Here is a 20366-nt window from a genome sequence, read left to right on the forward strand (position 1 = left end):
CCCTACTAAGGGTCGGGCGAACCTCAGGCCGCGATGGTGGTGAGCCTGGTGAACTCGCTCGGCAGGTCGTAGCCGTCCCAGATCGCGCTGAAGGTCAGCGCCTGGCCGAACGGCACGATCCGGTCGACGCCCCGGCCGCCCAGCGCGAGCGCGAACTCGCGGAGCTGGTCGAGGCCGAACCCGAAGTGGCTGAACGTCTGGTCCTGCCGGTTCATCGCCGGGACCAGCTCGAGCAGCGAGCCGACCTCGGCGAACGGGAAGGCGCCGGCGCCGATCCAGCGCCGGGGCGCGGACGGTACGGCGGTCAGCGACATCGCGGTCACCGAGTTCTTCGGGAACTCCATCGCCGAGATCGCGCCGGTCGCGGCCATCTCGTACGCGTTGACCCGCTTCTCCACCGCCATGGCCGCGTCGACCGCCCAGCCCCGCTGGTCGACCACTTCGAGCAGCAGCTCGATGAACTCGGCCCGCACGTCGGACGTCTGCGAACCGACCAGGAAAACGGTCCGCGGCGAGGAACACGCGGCCTGGTCGAACCAGTAGGCGTCGTTGCTGAAGCCGACGACCGCGTCCCGCCTCGACGCCGGGGTGGCGGCCCGCCAGCCGTCGGCCGAGATCGCCGCCCACGACGTACGGTCCGGGAAAGTCAGGTCGCGGGCCGACGGCCGCAGCGGGTTCTTCCGGATCGCCTCGACCGCCGCGTCGCCGCCCCAGATGACGCGCAGGTCGCACCACTGACTCAGGGCCGCGGTGATCGCGTTGTCCCGGCCATAAGTGATCATGCGCTGGGTGCGGCCGATCACCGGGTCGGCGTCGGCGAGCACCTCGTTGAGGGCGGCCAGGATGGTGTCCGCAGCGGCGGCGGAGCGCTCCGAGATGCGTACGACGTTGTGGTTTCCGGCCAGCGCGGACAGCGCCCACGAGTAGACGAAGATGGTGTCGACGTTCGCCGGCGGCACATGGAAGACGTTGCCGCGCGGGAAGACGACCGCGTCGTCGCGCTGCATGCGCGCGACGGCCCGGTTGAGCTCGGCGGGCCGCAGGAAGAAGCCGAGTGAGCCCAGCTCGGGGTGTCGCCGGGCGACGGCCGGGGCGAGCAGCTTGCGGGCGACCTTGGCGAGGAAGTCGAGGACGCGCGGGTCACCGACGGTCAGCCGGTCCTCGACGGGCGCGGTCAGGTCGACTGACGAATCGCCGAATCGGTACTGGATCACGCCGCCTCCCGGTAGGTGTCGGAGCAGCCCCGAGCCTCGGCCCGCGGCAGCCGGCCGAGGACCGAGAAGCGCTTGCCGGGCCAGTCTCCGTCGTCCACGCCGTGCACCACGCCCAGGTCCTCGGTCAGCAGCACATGACCGGGGTACGACGTCGGCAGCGTGCTGATCACCTCGAGCAGCCCGGTCTCGCCCGGCGGCAACTCCCGCCACGTGATCGGGTCGCGCACGATGACGTCGGCGAAGTCGGGGCAGTAGAGCGAGCCACCGGACGGGCCTTCGAGGAAGACCGTGCCGATCTGCTCGACCATGCCGTAGTAGTTGTGCACGTTGGTGAGCCCGACGCCGGCCAGCCGCGCCCGGAACTCGTCGGGCGAGACGGCCTGGTCGATCAGCTTCTTCCAGCCACCGGAGTGGATCAGGATGCCGTTCGAGAGGTCGAGCCCGTTGTCCCGGGCGACCTCGTAGAGGTGCAGCCAGACCAGGAAGGTGAAGCCGAAGATCAGGAACGGCGCGTCACCGTGCTTGTCGAGGAAGCCGCGGATCGCGTCGAGGTCGACGACGCCGTCGTTGTCGAGCGCCCACACGTGGTCGCGGCCGAAGGTCGACATGCCGAGCACACCGGCGCCGCGGGCCGAGAACGACTTGCGGTCCTTGAGCATCGCCTTGGTGTCGACCAGCAGCATCGGCAGTCGCTTGGGGCCCAGGACGGTCTGCACGGTGGCCCCGAGCCGGCGGGTCTGCTCGGCGGCCGCGTGCTTGTCGAGGTAGATCCGGCTGACCTCGCCGGTGGTGCCGCTGGACGTGAGGACCTTGAAGACCTCGTCGTCCGGGATGCTCTTGAGCTCGAGGCTCTTGAACAACCGGACCGGTAGCCAGGGCAGCTCGGCGACGGAGTCGGCCTTCTCGAACCCGGACGCCGCCAGGATCCGGGCGTACGGCTCGGAGTTCCGGCGGTGGTGCTCGGTCAGGGCGGAGAGCTCCGTCAGGAGCACCTCTTCCTTCTCGGCCTGCGGAAGGGTGAACACACTCACAGCGACGACTCCAGGGCGCGGTAATCAACCTTGCCGTTGGGCAGCAGCGGCAGGGCTTCGATGCTACGCACCACGACACCGGAGGAGTGTGTCCCGAGCCACTCGGAGATCTTGGTGCGCAGCTCGCGGACCTCGTCGGCGGTGGCGTCGAGCGCGAACGCGACAAGCTTGTCGCCGCCGTCGATGGCCGTGACCGGGAAGTGTTTCTCCACGTCGTCGAGGTTGATCCGGACGCCGAAGACCTTGCCCAGCCGCTTGATCCGGCCGGTGATGAACAGGAATCCCTCGTCGTCGACGCGACCGAGATCACCGGTGTGCAGCACGCCACCCATCTCGTCGCCCCTGGCCAGATCGGCGGCGGTGTCGGCGTAGCCCATCATGACGTTCGGCCCGTGGTAGAGGACCTCCCCGTCGGCCGAGATCTCGAAGTGGCCGCCGGGCAGCGCGACCCCGACCGAGCCGAGTTTCTCGGCCAGCCGCGCGGGCGGCAGGGTGGCCATCCGGGGTGCCGCCTCGGTCTGGCCGTACATCACGTAGAGCGAGCCGCCGACCGTCGCCATCCGTTCGCTGAAGTCGGTGACCAGGTCGGTACGCAACCGGCCGCCGGCCTGGGTGAGCTTGCGCAGCGAGGGGTATTTCGCCGGGTCGAAGCGCAGCCGGCGGAGCATCTCGTACTGGTACGGCACGAACGCCATCGACGTCACGTGGTGCTCGACCGCGGCGGTCCAGAAGTCGCGTTGCATGATGCCGGTGCGCTCGAGGATCACGGTGGCGCCACGCACCAGGTGCGAGTTGAGCACCGACATGCCGTACGAGTAGAAGAGCGGCAGCGTCGTGATCGCCACGTCGTCGGGACCGATGTCGAGCACGTCGGCGATCTGCTCGGCGTTGCTGCGCACCGCCTCGGCGGAGAGCCGCACCAGCTTGGGGTTGCCGGTCGAGCCGCTGGTGGTGAGCAGCAGCGCGAGATCGGGGTGCACCTCGTCGGTCGCGAAGCGCTCGGACCAGTGCGCGTTGTCGCCGTCGGGGTCGAGAAGAACGACCGGCCGGCCGAGCCGCACCGCGGCCAGATAACGCGCGATGTCCGCGATAGTGGTCGAAATCGGGTGGAAGACCACCGCGCCTTTTTCCCCCGCCAACGCCTCGGCGGCGGCCGCGACATCGGCTTCGGACAGCGTCGAGCCGGTCGCGGCGTCGATCACGCGCGCACCGGGGTGAAGCAGGTTCACAGCGTCAATCCCCCATCGACTCCCAGCACCTGGCCGGTCACGAACCGGGCCTGCTCGGAGAGGAGGAAAGCGATCACGTCGGCGACCTCGTCGGCCTCGCCCAGGCGGCCCAGCGCGGTGTCGCCGATCCGCTCGGCGCGTCCCTTCTCGTCGAGCGAGTCGAGCATGTCGGTGCCGATGAAGCCGGGCTCGACCGCGTTGACCCGGATGCCCTGCGGCCCGAACTCCTTGGCGGCCGACCGGGCCAGGGCCGCCACGGCGGCCTTCGACGCGGCGTAGACGGCCTGGCCGGCGATGCCGCGACTGGCGGTGATCGACGACACCAGGACAACTGATGGCGTACGCCCGCGGGCGAGCAACCGGGCCGCGCCCCGCAACGTGTATGCCGCACCGGCCGAGTTCACCGCGAACAGGCGTTGGATCGTGGCGTCGTCGGTCATGCCGAGCATCCCGGCCGCGTGCGTGCCGGCGTTGACCACCAGGGCGTCGAGCCGCTTGAAGTGGCTGAAGGCCAACTGCATGAGGGCCTTGCTGGTGGCGGGGTCGGAGATGTCACCGCTGCCCGTGAAAGTAGTCACACCGAACTTGTCGGCCAGCTCGGTGGCGACCCCGGCGACCGCTGCCGCACCGTGACCGTGCAGCACCAGGTCGTAACCGCGCTCGGCCAGTTTGGTGGCGGTGGCGCGACCGATGCCGCGGGAAGCCCCCGTTACGAGAGCGACCCGATCACTCACTGATGTCAACCCCGTACTTACCGAGAATCTTGATGGCTTCCTGGAAGCTCGACAGGTTGATCACGTCATCTGTGTCGATCATGACGCCGAACTCGTCCTCGAGGGCCGCGATCAGCGACATATGGGCCAGGGAGTCCCACTTCTCGTTGTCCTGATACTGCAGATCGTCCACGGGCGCATCCGCCGGAAGGTCCAGGGCGGTGCGGAAAGCTTCCCGCAGTTGCTGCAGAGTGCTCACGATGGGGCTCCAGGGTGGGGTAGACAGAGGCCTCCTACCTTCTTACAGGTTCGTGGTCAACAAGACCAACCCGGCCCCAACACGCCGTGAACGAGTGTTGTCCTTTTACGTCTACCCTGTTAAAGCCCACGAAGCTGACTATGCTTCCGGCCGTACTGCCCCCTGCCCACCCCTCGGGAGCTCAAACGTGTCTGTACTCAGCGGATCCTCGATCTTGGTCACCGGTGCCACCGGGTCCTTCGGCAAGGCGTTCCTCCGCTACGCCCTCGACAACCTGGACCCCAAGCGCATCGTCGTCTTCTCCCGGGACGAGCTGAAGCAGTACGAGGTCCGCCAGATGTTCGGCGACGACAAGCGCCTGCGCTTCTTCCTCGGCGACATCCGCGACAAGGACCGTCTGGCCCGCGCCATGCACGGCGTCGACTACGTGATCCACGCGGCCGCCCTCAAGCAGGTCGACACCGCCGAGTACAACCCCTCGGAGTTCGTGGCCACCAACATCAACGGCTCGCAGAACGTGATCGACGCCTGCATCGACGCCGGGGTGAAGAAGGTCGTGGCCCTCTCCACCGACAAGGCGTCCAGCCCGATCAACCTGTACGGCGCCACCAAGCTGGTCGCCGACAAGTCGTTCATCGCCGGCAACCACTACGCCGCCACCCACACGACCCGCTTCGCCGTGGTTCGTTACGGCAACGTGATGGGCAGCCGTGGCTCGGTCGTCCCGCTGTTCCGCAACCTGGTCGCCCAGGGCAAGAGCCTGCCGATCACCGACAAGCGGATGACCCGCTTCTGGATCACCCTCCCGGCGGCGGTGAAGTTCGTGGTCGACTCGTTCGACGTGATGAACGGCGGCGAGCTGTTCGTGCCGCGCATCCCGAGCATGCGGATCATGGACCTGGTCGAGGCCGTCGCGCCCGGCTCGCCGACCCACGAGACCGGCATCCGTCCCGGCGAGAAGCTGCACGAGGAAATGATCGCCGCCGACGACAGCCGTCGCACGCTGCGCTTCCCGGACCGCTACGTCGTGCAGCCGGTCGTCGCCACCTGGGGCTACGAGACCCCGGCCGGCGGCGAGGAGGTCGCCGACGGCTTCAACTACCGCTCCGACAACAACGACCTCTGGCTGACGATCGAGGACATGCGCGAGCTCATCGCCGCGGAGGAGAAGAACTGATGCTGCCGTACGGTCGGCAGTCCATCGACCAGTCGGACGTCGACGCGGTGGTGGCCGCGCTCGGCAGCGACTGGCTGACCACCGGCCCGCGGGTCGCCCAGTTCGAGGCCGACATCGAGGCCGTCGCCGGCGCCCCGGCGGTGACCGTCACCAACGGCACGACCGCGTTGCACGCCGCCTACGCGGCGGCCGGCGTCGGCCCCGGGGACGAGGTCGTCACCACGCCGATGACGTTCGTGGCGACTGCGTCGGGCGCCAACCTCTTCGGCGCAAAGGTGATCTTCGCGGACGTCGAGGACGAGACCGCCAACCTCGACCCGGCCGCGGTCGAGGCCGTGGTCACCCCGCGCACCAAGGCGATCACGGCGGTCGACTACGCCGGCCACCCGGCCGAGTACGACGCCCTCCGCAAGATCGCCGAGCGGGTCGGGGCGGTGACGATCGGCGACGCGGCCCACGCGATCGGGTCGACCTACCACGGTCGTCCGGTCGGCACGCTCGCCGACCTGACCACGTTCTCGTTCTTCCCGACCAAGAACCTGACCACCGCCGAGGGCGGCGCGGTCGCCTCCACCCGGGCCGACCTGCTCGCCCGCGCGCGTACCTTCCGCAACATCGGCATGGTCCGCGACCAGGACAAGCTCCGGCACCCCGACGAGGGCGGCTGGTTCTACGAGGTGCAGTCGTTCGGCCTGAACTTCCGGCTGCCCGACCTGCTCTGCGCGCTCGGCAGCTCGCAGCTGGCCCGGCTCGCCGGCTTCAAGGCGGAACGGCAGCGGCTCACCGCGCGCTACGACGAGCTCCTCGGCGACGTGCCCGGCCTGCGGCTCCCGGTGCAGCGCGAGGGCGTCGACCCGATGCGCCACCTCTACCCGGTGCGCGTCCTCGACGGCCGGCGGCGCGAGGTCTACGACCGGATGCGCGAAGCCGGGATCGGGGTGCAGGTCAACTACATCCCGGTCTACTGGCACCCGGTCTACGAGGACCTCGGCTACCAGCGCGGCATGTGTCCGGTGGCCGAGGCGTTCTACGCTGAACAGCTGTCGTTGCCCCTCTTCGTAGGCCTGACCGACGCCGACCAGGACCGGGTCGTGGAGGCCTTGCGGAACATCCTCGGGAGCTAGTCGGTGCACCACGCCAACCACTTCTACGGCCACGCGCACGTGCTCGCGGAATACTGCGGTCTCGACCCGGCGAACCCGCCCCGGATCGACGGCTACGTGCAGCACGGCTGGAACGTGGTGGACGGACTGGGCCCCGGCACGCCGTACGCGCCGGGGAAGCCCATCTTCCTGTGGTCCGAGCAGACCCGTCGGCGGGCGTGGTCGATGGGTCGCCGGCAGGCGACCGTCATCGGCGCGCCCTTCCTCTACCTCCTCGAGTTCGCCCGGCCGCCCGCCGACCCGACTCGCCGGGGCACGATCTGGTATCCCTTCCACGGCTGGGAGCGCCAGGACGTGGAGGGCGACCACCGGCGCCTGATCGACGAGATCATGTCGACCGAGGACGGACCGGTCACGTTCTGCCTGTACTGGCACGAGTTCCGCAACGACAAGGTCCGCGCGGTCTACGAGAAGGCCGGCCGGGTCATCTGCCACGGCTACCGCGGCCAGCAGTGGCTCGACACCGACATCCACTTCCTGCACAACCAGCTCGCCGAGCTGCGCGCCCACTCGCGGGTGGCGTCCAACCGATTGAGCAGCGCGATTTTCTACGGGGTGGCGGCGGGTTGCCGGCCGGCGGTCTACGGTGACCCGATGCAACTGGAGTCCGAGGATCTCTCCACCGCCGAACGCATCCGGCGGCAGTGGCCTGAGCTGCACGGCAAGCACCCCGACCCGGCTGCCGCCCGCCCCAGCGCACTGGCCGAACTGGGCGCCGGATATCTTGCTTCCCCGGCCGAGCTGCGCGTACTGCTCGGCTGGACGAACGAAGGGGTGACGACCGCGGCATGATCCGGTTGATCGGCGGCGAGATGCCGACCTGGACCGAAGATCAGCCGGCGGCCGGCGGAGCGCTGTTACGCTCCGTGGTCGAACGGCTCCCACCCGACGTCGAGGTGCTGATCGCCGGCCCGCACGACGAGGCCCTGATCGAGGCGCTCGCCGGCCGCGCCTCGGTGACGTGCCTGGTCCGTTCGCAGCCGGACGCCGGCGTCCTCGACGCCAAGGGCATCGAGGTCCTCTGCGGATCCCTGCCCAAGCTCGACCGCGAACGCTGGGACGTGGTGGTCGCGCTCGACGGCGTGGGCCGGCTCTGTTCGGTCGAAGGGCCCCAGCTCGGCTGGGCGGAAAGCCTGGCCGTGCTCAAGCGTGCCCTGCGCCCCGGCGGCATGCTGCTGCTCACCGTCGAGAACGAGCTGGGCGTGCACCGCCTGGTCGACCCGCTCACCGACACCGCGCCGCAGGGCGACGGCGGGTGGCAGCCGACCGGCGAGTTCGACCCGAGCCGCCCCGGCACCCCCACCCGGCTGACCGCCCGACTCGCCGCCGAGGGCCTGACCACCGACTGGCTCGGCGCGCTCTGGCCCACCCCGGCCGCGCCCACCCTGCTCACCACCCCGGCCGCCCTGACCGACGGCCCGGTCGACGCCCTCGCCGCGTTCGCCGCCGCCGCGCTCGGCGCCGCCTACGCGCGGAAGAGCGCCCTGAGCGACCCACGCCGGCTGACCGCCACCGCCGTCCGCGCCGGCCTGGGCTCCGAGCTGGCCGCCGGCTGGCTGATCACCGCCCGCTTGTCCGCCCAGCCCTCGCCTTCTCCCCAGCCCTCGCCTTCTACCCAGTCTTCGCTTTCCACCCAACCCCTGCCATCCACCCAGCCCCTGCCATCCGAGCAGCCCCTGCCATCCGAGCAGCCCTCGCTTTCCCCTCGGCCCATGCCGCCGGCGCTGCTCAGCACGGCCACGGGCGTGGTGCTCGAGGTGGCCCCGGACCCCGACGGTGCCTGGGTGCGCCGGGTGGTCGGCGGCCCGCCGCTCGGCGGCTCCGCCCTCGACGGCCCGGAGCTCGACAGCCCAGAGCTCGACAGCCCGGCGCTTGCCGGGCCGGCGCTCGACAGCTCGGCGCTGGAGGGGCCGTTGCCGGTCGGGCGGCTGCTTGAGGAGCTGCTGCTCGGCGCCTCGTTGCGGGGCGACCTGCCGGAGCTCCGCCGGCTGCTGGCGGGCTGGATGGCCGCCCTGCCCGGGGCCGGCGCCGACAATGTCGTCGTCGAGCACGACGCTTTCGTCCTGCTCGATCCGGCCGCGCCGGAGGTGGCGGATCCGCTGCGCCGGTTCGCCGACACGCTGCTGACCGGCGGTTACGCGAACCCGTGGCCCGCCTACACCGACCCGGCGACGCTCACCGCGATCCTGCGCGGTGCCGCTGGGTTGCCCGGCGACTACCCCGCGGTTATGGACGGCGAAGATCCGCCTGTGCCAGACTCCCGCCGCGAGCACGAGGAGCAGCTCCGGGCCCTTCGCCGTGAGCTGGAAACGGCCGTGTCCCGCGCGGATTTCTACGAGAAACTGCTCACCAAACGGGAGAAGGAACTCCAGAAAGCCCGCCGCCAGATCGCCACTTTCGGTGACAAGGTCGGCTATCGAGTAGTGAAGCTTGGGTATGGCGTAGCGCGTAAGGCCCGCAACAGCCTTCGAAAAGGGAACAAATGACCACCCTTGGCATCATTCAGGCACGGATGGACTCCTCGCGCCTTCCGGGCAAGGTCCTGCTGAAGCTCGGCGGCCGCAGCGTGCTCGAACGTTGCGTCCGTGGTGCGCAGCAGAGCGGTGTTCTCGACCAGGTGATCGTGGCGACGACGGTCGAGGCGACCGACGACGTGATCGTCGAGGAATGCGCCCGGATCGGGATCCCCTGCCACCGCGGGCCGGTCGACGACGTGCTCGCCCGGTTCCTCGGCGTGCTCGACGAGCACGAGAGCGACGTCGTGGTGCGGTTCACCGCGGACAACCCACTTATCGACCCGGCGATCATCGCTCGGGCACACCGGGTGTTCGTGGCCTCCGGCGCCGACTATCTGACCACGTCGATCGCCCACACGCTGCCGCGCGGCCTGGACGTCGAGATGGTCCGCACCCCGGTGCTGCGCGCCGTCGACGCGCTCGCCACCAAGCACCACCGGGTGCACGTGACCTCGTACATCTACACGCACGCCGACGACTTCGACGTGATCGGCCTGACCCTGCAGCCCGACCTGTCGCACCTGCGGCTCACCGTGGACACCGAGGACGACTGGAGAGTGGTCTCGGCGATCGTCGACCACTTCGGCGACGAACCGGTGGCGCTGCGCGAGCTGACCGCCTGGCTGACCGCCCACCCCGAGCTGGTCGAGATGAACGCCCACGTGCTGCAGAAGGCGCTCGTACAGGCGTGACGATCGTCGGCATCCGCTGCGACGCCGGTGCGCGCACCGGCGTCGGGCATCTGGTCCGGTGCGTGGCGCTCGCCGAGGAGCTCGTGGCACGCAACGTGCGGGTCCACTTCCTGGCCGACCTCGGTGGCGTCGAGTGGGCCGAGGCGCAGCTCGTCCAGCGTGGTCTGCCCTGGTCACCGCCCCCGGGCGAGGCGGCCGGGCTGGTCGCCGAGGCGGAGCGCCTCGGGCTCGACGCACTGGTGATCGACTCGTACACGCTGCCGCCGGCGCACAGTGTGGCGGTGCGGGCGGCCGGGCGGCCGGTGCTGGCCGTCGTGGACGGTGACTTCCGCGGCCAGACCGCCGACATCTACGTCGACCAGAACCTCGACTCGGTGATCACGGTCGCCGGGGCGGTCGGGCTGGCCGGGCTGGACTACGCGTTGCTGCGTGGATCGGTGCGGCAGCTGCGTCCGCTCGCTCCGCCGGTGCACGGCTCCGCCCGTACGCCGAAGGTGGTCGCGTTTTTCGGCGGAACCGACGCCTATCGCGCGGCGCCGCAGGTGGCCGCACTCCTCGCCGCGACCGGCGTGCCCGTCGAGGCGACGATCATCGGCGCGAACGAGGGACTGCGCACCGAGCTGCGGGCCGTCCAGGCCGGGCCGGACCAGCACTTCGAGATCATCCCACCCACCGACGACCTGCCGAAACTCCTCGCCGGCGCGGACCTCGCGGTCAGCGCCAGCGGCACCTCGACGTGGGAACTGCTCTGCCTCGGTCTCGCTTCGGCGCTGGTCTGGGTGGTCGACAACCAAATTCTCGGGTACGACCGGACCATGGCTCGCGGCTTCGCGGCCGGTCTCGGGCAGCTCGGCCATTTCGACGACCGCTCGCTCGAGACGCTGCGGACCGTGCTCACCGACGCCGACCTGCGCACCGCCCTGGCCGCCCGGGCGTGGGCGGCCGTGGACGGACGCGGCGTGGAACGGGTGGCCGACGCGCTGCTGACCGCGGCTACGGCTGGGTCACCTCGATGACCACCTTGCCGACGGCGTTCTGCTCGACGGCCTCGTGGGCCGCCGACACCTGCTCGAACGGGAACCGCAGAATCGGCAGGCCGGCCTCCTCGCCGACCTTGAACGCGCCCGCGTCGACCGCCTCGGCGACGGCCGCGACCGCATTGTCCTTCTCCTGGACCGTGGTCGTGTAGGTCAGCACGAAGTCGAGGCTCACGTTCTTGAGCATCGCCTTGAAGCTGGGGATCGTGACCTCGCCGGCCACGTAGATGGCGATGTTGCCACCCGGCGCGATCACCGCCAGGTCGGTGCGCAGGTTCTCGGTGTTCACCTCGACCACCACCTGCACGCCCGGCGGCGCAAGCTCCTTGACCCGGGCGGCGACGTCTTCCTCGCGGTAGTTGACCACCGCGTCGGCCCCGGCGGCGGTCGCGAGGTCGGCCTTCTCCTTGGAGCTGACCGTGGTCAGCACGGTGGCCCCGGCCCACTTGGCGAGCTGGATCGCCGCATTGCCGACCGCGCCCGCACCACCCGCCACCAGCACGATGCGCCCGTCGAGGGCCCCCGGCGCCAGGCGGGCCGGCCCGTCACTGGCGAGCGTGAGGCAGCGGTGCGCGGTGAGCGCCGGAATGCCCAGCGCCGCCCCGACCTCGAACGGCACGTCGTCGTTCATCCGCACGACCTGGCGGCGGGGCAGCACCACGAGCTCCTGGGCGGTCCCGTTGGCCCGCCCGTAACTCGCGTCCCAGACCCAGACCCGGTCGCCCGCCTCCAACCCGGTGACCCCCTCGCCGACCGCGTCGACGACCCCGGCGCCGTCCTGGTTGGGCACCCGCGGCGGGGCGACCCCGTCGGGCACACCACGGCCCGCCCGGGTGCCGGTGTCGGTCGGGTTGACGGCGGACAGCACGATCCGGACCCGTACCTCCCCCGCCCCCACGGACGGCGTCTCCCGCTCGACGATCTGCAGGACGGCGGCGGGACCGGGCTCTTCAAAGACGGCAGCTAGCATGCGTCCCACACTAGGCCCAACGCCGTTCAGTTAGGCGTGGCTGGTGGCTGTCAAGGTGTGTTGATCGGGAAGTGAGAAGCGGAGTTCCGGTATCAAGGTTTGTCACTCCAAGACAACCCAGAACCAGGAACTCCGCTTGGCCGATCACATTGCCACAACCCGTACGACGACGGTAGCCGCGGGGGTATACGCGCCGGGCCACCTCGGCGAACTGACCCGGCTTGTGCCGTTCGAGATGATCGACGACATCCTCGCCGTTACCGGACGCACGCAGGCCCGGACCCGGCTGTTACCGGCCCGGGTCGTGATGTATTTACTGCTCGCGGGCTGTCTGTTCGCCGAGCTCGGCTACCGGCAGGTCTGGGCCAAACTCGTCGCCGGCCTGCACGGCCTGCCGATCGTCACCCCGTCCGGCAGCGCTCTGCGGCAAGCCCGGCAACGGCTCGGCCCCGCACCGATGCGGGCCTTGTTCGACCTGCTGCGCGGTCCCGCGATCACCACCGCCGGTCAGGTGCGCTGGTGCGGCCTGCTGCTGACGGTCGTCGACGGGACAACCATGGTCGTCGCGGACTCGGCCGCCAACACCCGCCGCTACACCAAACACGGCTGCGCCAACGGCACCTCGTCCGGCTACCCGCAACTACGTTTGAGCGCCCTGCTGACCTGCGGCACCCGCTCGGTCATCGACGCCGTGTTCCATCCCATCAGCGTCGGCGAGATCGCCCAGGCCCGCACCCTGGCCCGCAGCCTGCGCCCCGGCATGCTGCTGCTGGCCGACCGCAACTACGCCGCTGCGGACCTGCTCACCACGATCACCACCAGCGGCGCGGACCTGCTGATCCGCTGCAAGAACGGCCGCAGACTCACCACGACCGGCCGTCTCGCCGACGGCTCCTGGCTGACCCGCATCGGTGGCCTGCCCCTGCGCGTGATCGAGGCCCGGATCAGCATCACAACCACGACCGGCACCCGCACCGGCGACTACCGGCTGCTGACCACCCTGCTCAACCCACGCCGCTACCCAGCCGCCGAACTGGTCCAGCTCTACCACCAACGCTGGGAGATCGAGACCGCCTACCTCGAACTGAAATCCTCGATCCTCGGCGGCAGGGTCCTGCGCTCGCGCACTCCCGACGGCATCGACCAGGAACTCCACGCCCTCCTGATCACCTATCAACTCCTGCGCACCGCGATGGTCGACGCCACCGACACCCAGCCCGGCACCGATCCCGACCGGGCCAGTTTCACCACCGCCCTGAACACCGCCCGCGACCAGGTCGTCAACGCCGCAGGCATCATCACCGGCACCGTCATCGACCTGGTCGGCATCATCGGCACCAACATCCTGAACAACCTGCTACCCGACCGCCGGATCCGCACCAAAACCCGCATGATCAAACGCTCGAACAGCAAATACCAAGCCCGCGGCCCCAACATCGACCGGCGCAGCTACCCAGCCAGCACCAGCATCAACATCATCAGCCCTGACCCTTGACAACAACCAACACCACCTAACTGAACGGCGTTGACACTAGGCCAGCACTTGCCGGCACCACCCGGCATGCTTTTCAACCACCGCTTGATCGCAGTCGTTCGACGTCTGCCGGTGCGCGGCCGTGCTCGCGTAGCCTCAGCCGCATGACCGCCGCCGAGCAGAATCTCCTCCGCTACCGCAGCGCCACCGGGCGATGGGTGCTGTTCGCCACGGTGCTCGGCTCGAGTTTGGCCTTCATCGACGCGACCGTGGTCAACATCGCGCTACCGGCGATCGGGCGCACCCTCGACTCGGATGCGGCCGGGTTGCAGTGGACCATCAACGGCTATGCGCTGAGCCTGGCCTCGCTGGTCCTGCTCGGCGGTTCGCTGGGCGACCGGTTCGGCCGCAAGCGGCTCTTCCTGATCGGCGTCACCTGGTTCGCCGCCGCCTCGCTGCTGTGCGGGCTGGCCCCGAACATCGAGTTGCTGATCGGCGCCCGGGTGCTGCAGGGCATCGGCGGCGCGCTGCTCACGCCGGGAGCGCTGGCGATCCTGGAGGCCTCGTTCGCCCGCGAGGACCGGGCTCGCGCGATCGGCGCCTGGTCGGGCCTCGGCGGCATCGGCGGCGCGCTGGGACCGTTCCTCGGTGGCTGGCTGGTCGAGGCCGGCAGCTGGCGGTACATCTTCCTGATCAACGTACCGTTCGCTCTGGTCGTGCTCCTGGTGGCGGCCCGGCACATCCCGGAGTCGCGCAACCCGGCCGCCGCCCGCCACTTCGACGTCGCCGGCGTGCTCACCGGCGCGATCGGGCTCGGCGGGCTCACCTACGGCTTCACCTCCTGGCCGATGCGCGGACCCGGCGATCCGATCGTGTTGATCTCGCTGGCCGTGGGCCTCGGCGGGCTTGTCGCGTTCGTGCTGGCCGAGCACCGCTCGCCGGAGCCGATGGTGCCGCTGCGGATCTTCCGGACCAAGGCGTTCGCCGGCGCCAACCTGGTGACCCTGCTGGTGTACGCGGCGAACGGCGGCGTCTTCTTCCTGGTCGTGATCAATTTGCAGGTGGTCGCCGGGTTCACCCCGCTGGCCAGCGGCATCGCGATGCTCCCGGTGACCGTCCTGATGCTGCTGCTGTCGGCTCGCGCGGGAGCGCTGGGGCAACGGATCGGGCCACGCATCCCGATGACGGCCGGCCCGGTCGTGTGTGCGGCGGCGCTGGTGCTCATGTCGATGATCGGGCCGGGGGCGTCCTACCTGACCGACGTGCTGCCCGCCGTGATCATCTTCGGGCTGGGGTTGGCGCTGCTGGTGGCGCCGCTGACCTCGACCGCGCTGGGTTCGCTCGACGACGCGTACGCCGGCATCGCCTCCGGGGTCAACAATGCCGTCGCCCGGGCCGCCGGCCTGCTCTCGGTGGCGATCCTGCCGCTGGCCGCCGGGCTGGGGGCGGGCAACCTCACGGTGGCCGACCAGCTCCACCCGGTCTACCGGCACGCCCTGCTGATCTGCGCGGCGCTGATGGTGGGCGGCGCCGTGCTCGCGTTCTTCCTGATCCCGAGCCGGTTGACCGCCCACGCACCGGCCGACAGCTTCTGCGACCCGTGTGCCCCACCGCTGCGGAGCCCGGTCAGAAATGCGCGATGATCCGCCGCTGCGGGCCGTCGATGGTCATCCGGCCGCCGTACGGGAGGATCCACTGCGGGGTCGTATGTCCGAAATCGACACCGAACACGGCAAGGGCGTCAGGGTTGTAGTCGGCCAGCGCCCGAAGCACCGCATCCCGCTGATCATCGCGATATCTCGCCCGTTCCGACTGCGGTGGCCGGTTTCCGAGGTTGCTCGCCTTGGCCGTGGCCACCACCACCGCCGGGAACTGGGCGAGCAGGCCACGCTCGCCGGCGTTGCGCAGCATGCGGAACACCTCCTCGGCCGGCGGCATCTCCTCCGAGGTCTCCAGCAGCAGGATCGCCCCGGCGTAGTCGGCGGCCGGCCTGATCCACCGGCCGGCGGCCAGGTTCCAGTGCAGGATCTCCAGGTTGCCGCCCCAGGTCGGTCCGGAGACCACCCGGTCGGCCCGGTGCCAGGCCAGGCCAGGGCTCGCCACCCGGGGCGCCGACGTGCTGAGCGAGGCCGGATCATCCCAGCTCAGCTCCTCGTCGCCGAACCGGGTGACCGGGGTGATCTCGAAGTCGGTGGGGTCGAAGAGCGCGGCCCGCAAGGTGGCCAGGTGCTCCGGGTCGACGCCGGCACCACGGCCGAGGTGCACCATCGTCGAGCCGCCGTGGTAGCCGGCCACGCCGTGCATCCACAGCCAGTTCAGCAGGTTGGTGTTGTCGGAATAGCCGAAGAACGGCTTGGGGTCGGCCAGGAACGGCGCCGGGTCGAGGTGCGGCAGCACGGTGAGCTGGTCGCTGCCGCCGATCGACGCGAACACCGCCCGGATCGTCGGGTCGGCGTAGGCGGCCATCAGGTCGGCGGCGCGCGCCGCCGGTGCCGCCGCGGCCTGCCGGGTCGTCGGGAACTCCACCGGCTCGAGCTCGAGCAGCTCGCGGATCCGCTGCATGGCGAGCTCATGGACGGCCGGGTAGACACCCGGACCGGCCCACGACGGAGAGACGACGGCTACGCGATCGCCGGGCTTGAGTTTGCGGGGGGTCTGCACCCCCGACATCAGATCATCCCGGCGCGCAACGCGTAGGCCACCGCATGCGAGCGGTTGCGCAGTTTCAGTCGATGCGTCACGCCGTAGATGACGTTCTTGACGGTCCGCTCGGAGTAGCAGAGCTTGCCGGCGATCTCGTTGGTGTCGAAGCCGTCGGCCATCAGGCGCAGCACGTCGATCTCGCGCGGGGTCAGTCCGGACGCGTTCAACCCGTTTGGCGCGAGCACGTCGCGCTGCATCCGCTCGACCTGTTTGAGCAGTTCACCGACCAGGTTCGGGGGCATCACCCCACCGCCCACGGCGGCCGCCCGCACGCTGTGCGCGAGCCGGTCGGCGGTGACCGCCGAGCGCGGCAGGATGCCGACCACCCGGCACTCGACGGCCGTCATCAGCTCGGCCTCGAGAATCTCCTGGCAGACCAGGACGATCGGGGCGCCCACGTCCGAGCCGGCCCGGCGCAGACCGGCCACCACGTCGGGGGTGAGCCGCTCGGCCGCCGCGACCAGTACGTCGGCGTCCTGCCGCTGGTTGCTGCGGAGCACGATCATGTCGTTCCGGAACTGGAGCAGCGCGGCCAGCCCGGCGTGACTGACCGGATCCATCGCCTGCAACGCGACCTTCACCTGTTCCACGGCCCGCCTCCTCCCACGAGTGACCACGAGGTGTGGAGCAAGTGTCGGAGAAGGTTCTTCACAGAATCTTCAGAGATCCTTCAGCGCGAGGCACAGGCCGATAGGCCAGTTCACCAGCGGCACTTCCAGCACGGAAGGCCAGCCGGGCAGGTGTGCCCATAAGGACGGTTTCTGTTATCCATTGACACCCGGCCCGTCTCCCTTGAAGTTGAGGACACCCATCCCGGGAGGACACGTGCCGGAAGTGTTGCGCGTCAGCGTGCTCGGGCCGGTTCGCGCCTGGATCGCCGACCGGGAGATCGACCTGGGCGCGGCCCGCCAGCGGGCGGTGTTCGCGGTGCTCGCCGCGCACGCCGGCCGGCTCGTGGGCCGGGACGAGCTGATCACCGCGATCTGGGGCGACTCACCGCCGGCGACCGCGGCGGGCAGCGTGTACACGTACGTCTCGGGGCTGCGCCGCGCGTTGCCGACCGGGCTGCTGACCACCGCGTCCGGCGGTTACCTGCTCCGCGTCGAGCCGGGTGACCTGGACGCGGCCCGGTTCCAGCAGTTGCGGTCGGCCGCCGCCGAGCTGCACGCGGCCGGCGACGACCGGTCGGCCGCCGACCGGCTGGACGAGGCGCTGGCGTTGTGGCGGGGCGACGCGTACGCGACGTTGGCCGGTCCGTTCCTGGAGCTGGACCGGCAGCGCCTGGCCGAGTTGCGGCTGGCCACCGCCGAGCAGCGGGCCCGCATCCTGCTCGATCGGGGCGGCGACGACGGCCTGATCGCCGAACTGACCGGCCTGGTCAAGGACAACCCGCTGCACGAGCCGCTGCACGAGTTGCTGATGCGGGCGCTGCACCGGGCCGGCCGGCACGCCGAGGCGCTCGAGGTGTTCCGCGGCGCCCGCCGCACCCTGGTCGCCGAGCTCGGCATCGAGCCCGGTCCGGCCCTGCAGGAGCTCCAGCGGCAGGTGCTGGCCGGTTCGGCCGAGCAGCCGGCCGCGCTTCCGGTGCCCGAGCCGTTGCGCACGGTTGTGCCGACGGCGGTCGCGAAGGCGCTCCGGGACGGTTTGAGCACCAGAGACTGGTTCGGCCGCGAGACCGAAATCGATCATCTTCGAGGGATGGTGCGGCAGGTCGCGACCGGCACCGGCGGCTCGGTGTGGATCGAGGGCGAGCCCGGCATCGGCAAGACCGAGCTGCTGACCCAGGCGTTCGCCGACGCGGCCCGATGCGGGTGCCGGGTGGCCTGGGCCGCGGCCGACCAGTTGGGCTCACGCGTACCTCTGCAGGTGTTGTCCCGGGCACTCGGGCTGGAGTCGGCGTCGCGGCGGCCGCGCAGCCCGCTCGCCGAGCCGGATGTCGCCGAGGACCAGATCGTCGCCTCGGTTCGCGCGTCGTGCGCCGCCGCGCCCCTGATCCTGATCGTCGATGACATGCAATGGGCGGACAGCTCCACGGTCCGGGTGTGGGAACGGCTGCAGGGACTGGTCGGCCGGCTGCCGTTGCTGCTGGTCGCGGCCTCGCGGGCGACCGACCGCCCCCGGCACGCGCCCGGTCTGCGACTCGGCCCGCTGCCCGCCGCCGATCTCGAACGCCTGGTCGCCGCGCAGGTCGGCGCCCCACCCGGCCCGAACCTGCGGTCGCTGGTGGCCCGGTCCGGCGGCAACCCGCTGTTCGCCCGCGAACTGGTCGGCGCGCTGCGCCAGCGCGATGTCATCGAGGTCGCGGGCGGGCGCGCCGACATCGGCCCGGAGGTGACCGTCGCCCCGCCCAGCACCCTGCTCGCCGCCGTGCACTCCACTCTGGACCTGCTCTCCGAGCGCACCCGCGAGGTGTTGCGGCTGGCCGCGCTGCTCGGTGCCGAGTTCTCGGTGAGCGAGGTGGTGGCCGTGACCGGGCGGTCGGCGCTCGACCTGGTCGGCGCGCTCGAGGAGGCGCTGAAGGCGGACGTGCTGGTGGACAGCGGCACCGACCTGGCCTTCCGGCACGCGTTCCTGCGCCAGGCCCTGATCGAGAGCGTGCCCCAGGCGTTGCGGGCCGGCCTGCACCGGCATGCCGCCGAGGTGCTGGCGGCCGGCGGCAGCTCGGTCACCCGGGTCGCCGAGCAATTGAACGCCTCGGCGGTCCGGTCCGGGGCGGCGGACGCGGCGGCGGGGCGGGCGGAGACGCCGGCGGTCGACACCTGGGTGCTGAACTGGTTGCTCGCGCACCACGCCGAGGTGATCCGGCGTACCCCGCAGATCGCCGCCGACCTGATCCGGCGCGCTCTGCGCACCGATCTCCCGTCCGCCGCGCAGCGCGGCGTGCTGCTCGTCGCCCTGGTCCGGCTCGAGTTCCGGCGCGAGCGATTCCCGATGACCGAGGCCGAGGAGGCGATGAGCCTCGCCACCGATCCGGCCGACCGGGCCGAGATGCGCCAGTTGCTGGCCACCATGCGCTACCGCCGGGGCGAGACGGCCGAGGCGGTGGCCATGCTGCGGGAGGCGGTCGACGATCCGCGGGTGCCGACCATCTGGCAGACCCGGCACCGGGTGCTGCTCGCCAACTTCCGGCGCGGCGACCTCGACAATCTCGACGAGGCGGAGCGGCGGGCCGAGGCGGTGCACGCCGAGGCGGTGGCGGCCGGGCAACCCTACGAGACCGCGTTCGCGCTGCAGACGATCTGGCTGACCAGCTCGATCCGGCGCGACCACGAACGCGCTCTCGATCACGTCGATCGGGCGCTGGCCGTGGTCGCCCACCGGGACGAGCTGACCGGGACCTACTTCGATCTGCTCGACAACCGGCTGTTCTCGCTGCAAAATCTGGACCGTCTCGACGAGGCCCAGCGCACCCTGCGGACCGCCGCCGAATTCGCCGCCGAGCACCGGCTGACCGCCAACATGCAGGTGGCGACCGCGGTGCAGAACTACTGGCTGGGCCGGTGGGACGAGGCGCTGGCCGAGGTGTCGGCGGTGACCGAGGACGGCCCCGGCATCCTGTTCCACGGCCTGCGCGAGCCGGGCGCGGTGACCATGCTGATGCACGGGGTGGCCGCCCTGATCGCGCTGCACCGGGACGCCCGCGACCTCGCCGCCGCCCACCTGGACGCGGCCGACGCGGTGCCGGCCAGCGAGGCCGAGCGGGAGAACTGCGACTTCCTGCTGGTGGCGCGGGCACTCGCGGCCGAGCAGCAGGGCCGGCCGGCGCTCGACCTGCTGGCGCCACTGCTCCAGCCGTCGTACGCGCCGATGATGCTGCGCCACCAGTGGCTGCCCGACGTCATGCGCCTCGCCCTGCGCGAGTCCAGGGTGGACATCGCCGACCAGGCCGCCCGGATCTGCGCGACCGAGGCCGCCCGGGAAGTGCGCCCGGCCCGGGCCCACGCCGCCCACCTGCGCTGCGAGGCGTTGCGGACCGGCGATCCGGCACCGGCCCGCGCGGCCGCCGAGCACTACCGCAGGGTCGGCCGCCGCTTCGAACTGGCGGCCGCGCTGGAGGACGCCGCGGTGCTGGCCGGCGAGCGGCCGGACGAGGCGTTGCGCCTTTACACCTCGATGTCGGCGCGCTGGGACATGGCGCGGATATCGAAGGCCTTCGTCTAGTTCCGGCGCCGGTCGGCGTGGCGCGCA

At 70.8% G+C, this 20366-nt stretch carries 17 protein-coding genes; 9 read left to right on the forward strand and 8 right to left on the reverse strand.

Going from position 1 to position 20366, the window contains the following annotated elements; all coding sequences use genetic code 11:
• Nucleotides 1-23: 23 nt before the first annotated feature.
• Genes Afe05nite_RS41370 through Afe05nite_RS41390 form a run of 5 tightly spaced genes read right to left on the reverse strand, consistent with a single transcriptional unit; the run spans nucleotide 24 to nucleotide 4446 of the window.
• Nucleotides 24-1214 carry an acyl-CoA reductase gene (locus Afe05nite_RS41370; RefSeq protein ID WP_438869774.1) on the reverse strand — a complete coding sequence of 397 codons (1191 nt, stop codon included), beginning with the start codon at nucleotides 1212-1214 and terminating at the stop codon, nucleotides 24-26.
• Nucleotides 1211-2245 (reverse strand): LuxE/PaaK family acyltransferase, encoded by a 1035-nt coding sequence (locus tag Afe05nite_RS41375; protein WP_203822824.1) that lies wholly within the window; start codon nucleotides 2243-2245, stop codon nucleotides 1211-1213. The genes Afe05nite_RS41370 and Afe05nite_RS41375 overlap by 4 nt, the downstream gene beginning before the upstream one ends.
• Complete coding sequence (locus Afe05nite_RS41380) at nucleotides 2242-3474, reverse strand: AMP-binding protein (protein ID WP_203822825.1); 1233 nt, start codon at nucleotides 3472-3474, stop codon at nucleotides 2242-2244. The genes Afe05nite_RS41375 and Afe05nite_RS41380 overlap by 4 nt, the downstream gene beginning before the upstream one ends.
• Entirely contained in the window at nucleotides 3471-4208 is a 738-nt protein-coding gene (locus tag Afe05nite_RS41385; protein WP_203822826.1) for an SDR family NAD(P)-dependent oxidoreductase, read from the reverse strand. The genes Afe05nite_RS41380 and Afe05nite_RS41385 overlap by 4 nt, the downstream gene beginning before the upstream one ends.
• Nucleotides 4201-4446 carry an acyl carrier protein gene (locus Afe05nite_RS41390; RefSeq protein WP_203822827.1) on the reverse strand — a complete coding sequence of 82 codons (246 nt, stop codon included), beginning with the start codon at nucleotides 4444-4446 and terminating at the stop codon, nucleotides 4201-4203. Before Afe05nite_RS41390 ends, Afe05nite_RS41385 begins: the two co-directional genes overlap by 8 nt.
• Nucleotides 4447-4633: 187 nt before the next feature.
• Here Afe05nite_RS41390 and pseB point away from each other — a divergent pair, with 187 nt between their 5' ends.
• The 6 genes from pseB to Afe05nite_RS41420 are packed head-to-tail and all read left to right on the forward strand — an operon-like array spanning nucleotide 4634 to nucleotide 11010.
• Nucleotides 4634-5623, forward strand: coding sequence for a UDP-N-acetylglucosamine 4,6-dehydratase (inverting) (gene pseB, locus Afe05nite_RS41395; RefSeq protein WP_203822828.1), 990 nt, complete (start codon nucleotides 4634-4636; stop codon nucleotides 5621-5623).
• Nucleotides 5623-6747: a DegT/DnrJ/EryC1/StrS family aminotransferase gene (locus tag Afe05nite_RS41400; protein WP_203822829.1), complete on the forward strand. Its 1125-nt coding sequence runs from the start codon at nucleotides 5623-5625 to the stop codon at nucleotides 6745-6747. Before pseB ends, Afe05nite_RS41400 begins: the two co-directional genes overlap by 1 nt.
• Nucleotides 6748-6750: 3 nt before the next feature.
• On the forward strand, nucleotides 6751-7578 hold the full coding sequence (locus Afe05nite_RS41405) for a hypothetical protein (RefSeq protein WP_203822830.1): 828 nt from the start codon (nucleotides 6751-6753) through the stop codon (nucleotides 7576-7578).
• On the forward strand, nucleotides 7575-9272 hold the full coding sequence (locus tag Afe05nite_RS41410; RefSeq protein WP_203822831.1) for a class I SAM-dependent methyltransferase: 1698 nt from the start codon (nucleotides 7575-7577) through the stop codon (nucleotides 9270-9272). The genes Afe05nite_RS41405 and Afe05nite_RS41410 overlap by 4 nt, the downstream gene beginning before the upstream one ends.
• On the forward strand, nucleotides 9269-9994 hold the full coding sequence (locus Afe05nite_RS41415; protein WP_203822832.1) for a cytidylyltransferase domain-containing protein: 726 nt from the start codon (nucleotides 9269-9271) through the stop codon (nucleotides 9992-9994). Before Afe05nite_RS41410 ends, Afe05nite_RS41415 begins: the two co-directional genes overlap by 4 nt.
• Nucleotides 9991-11010 (forward strand): PseG/SpsG family protein, encoded by a 1020-nt coding sequence (locus tag Afe05nite_RS41420; RefSeq protein ID WP_203822833.1) that lies wholly within the window; start codon nucleotides 9991-9993, stop codon nucleotides 11008-11010. Before Afe05nite_RS41415 ends, Afe05nite_RS41420 begins: the two co-directional genes overlap by 4 nt.
• On the opposite strand, the gene Afe05nite_RS41425 is transcribed toward Afe05nite_RS41420, so the two are convergent.
• On the reverse strand, nucleotides 10988-12001 hold the full coding sequence (locus Afe05nite_RS41425) for an NADPH:quinone reductase (protein WP_203822834.1): 1014 nt from the start codon (nucleotides 11999-12001) through the stop codon (nucleotides 10988-10990). The two genes, Afe05nite_RS41420 and Afe05nite_RS41425, sit on opposite strands and share 23 nt — an antisense overlap.
• 136 nt (nucleotides 12002-12137) lie before the next feature.
• On the opposite strand from Afe05nite_RS41425, the gene Afe05nite_RS41430 reads away from it, so the two are divergent.
• Nucleotides 12138-13496, forward strand: a complete 1359-nt coding sequence (locus tag Afe05nite_RS41430) for an IS4 family transposase (RefSeq protein ID WP_203822835.1) — start codon at nucleotides 12138-12140, stop codon at nucleotides 13494-13496.
• Between the two features lie 143 nt (nucleotides 13497-13639).
• A complete protein-coding gene (locus Afe05nite_RS41435; protein WP_203822836.1) occupies nucleotides 13640-15118 on the forward strand; it encodes a DHA2 family efflux MFS transporter permease subunit in 1479 nt (492 codons plus the stop codon).
• Here Afe05nite_RS41435 and Afe05nite_RS41440 read toward each other — a convergent pair.
• Nucleotides 15102-16145, reverse strand: a complete 1044-nt coding sequence (locus Afe05nite_RS41440) for an LD-carboxypeptidase (RefSeq protein WP_203822837.1) — start codon at nucleotides 16143-16145, stop codon at nucleotides 15102-15104. The genes Afe05nite_RS41435 and Afe05nite_RS41440 overlap by 17 nt on opposite strands.
• Complete coding sequence (locus Afe05nite_RS41445; protein WP_203822838.1) at nucleotides 16145-16768, reverse strand: helix-turn-helix transcriptional regulator; 624 nt, start codon at nucleotides 16766-16768, stop codon at nucleotides 16145-16147. The genes Afe05nite_RS41440 and Afe05nite_RS41445 overlap by 1 nt, the downstream gene beginning before the upstream one ends.
• Before the next feature lie 235 nt (nucleotides 16769-17003).
• On the opposite strand from Afe05nite_RS41445, the gene Afe05nite_RS41450 reads away from it, so the two are divergent.
• Entirely contained in the window at nucleotides 17004-20339 is a 3336-nt protein-coding gene (locus tag Afe05nite_RS41450; protein WP_203822839.1) for an ATP-binding protein, read from the forward strand.
• The last annotated feature ends 27 nt before the right edge of the window (nucleotides 20340-20366 follow it).

This window comes from Paractinoplanes ferrugineus (assembly GCF_016862195.1).
Taxonomy (GTDB): Bacteria; Actinomycetota; Actinomycetes; order Mycobacteriales; family Micromonosporaceae; genus Actinoplanes; species Actinoplanes ferrugineus.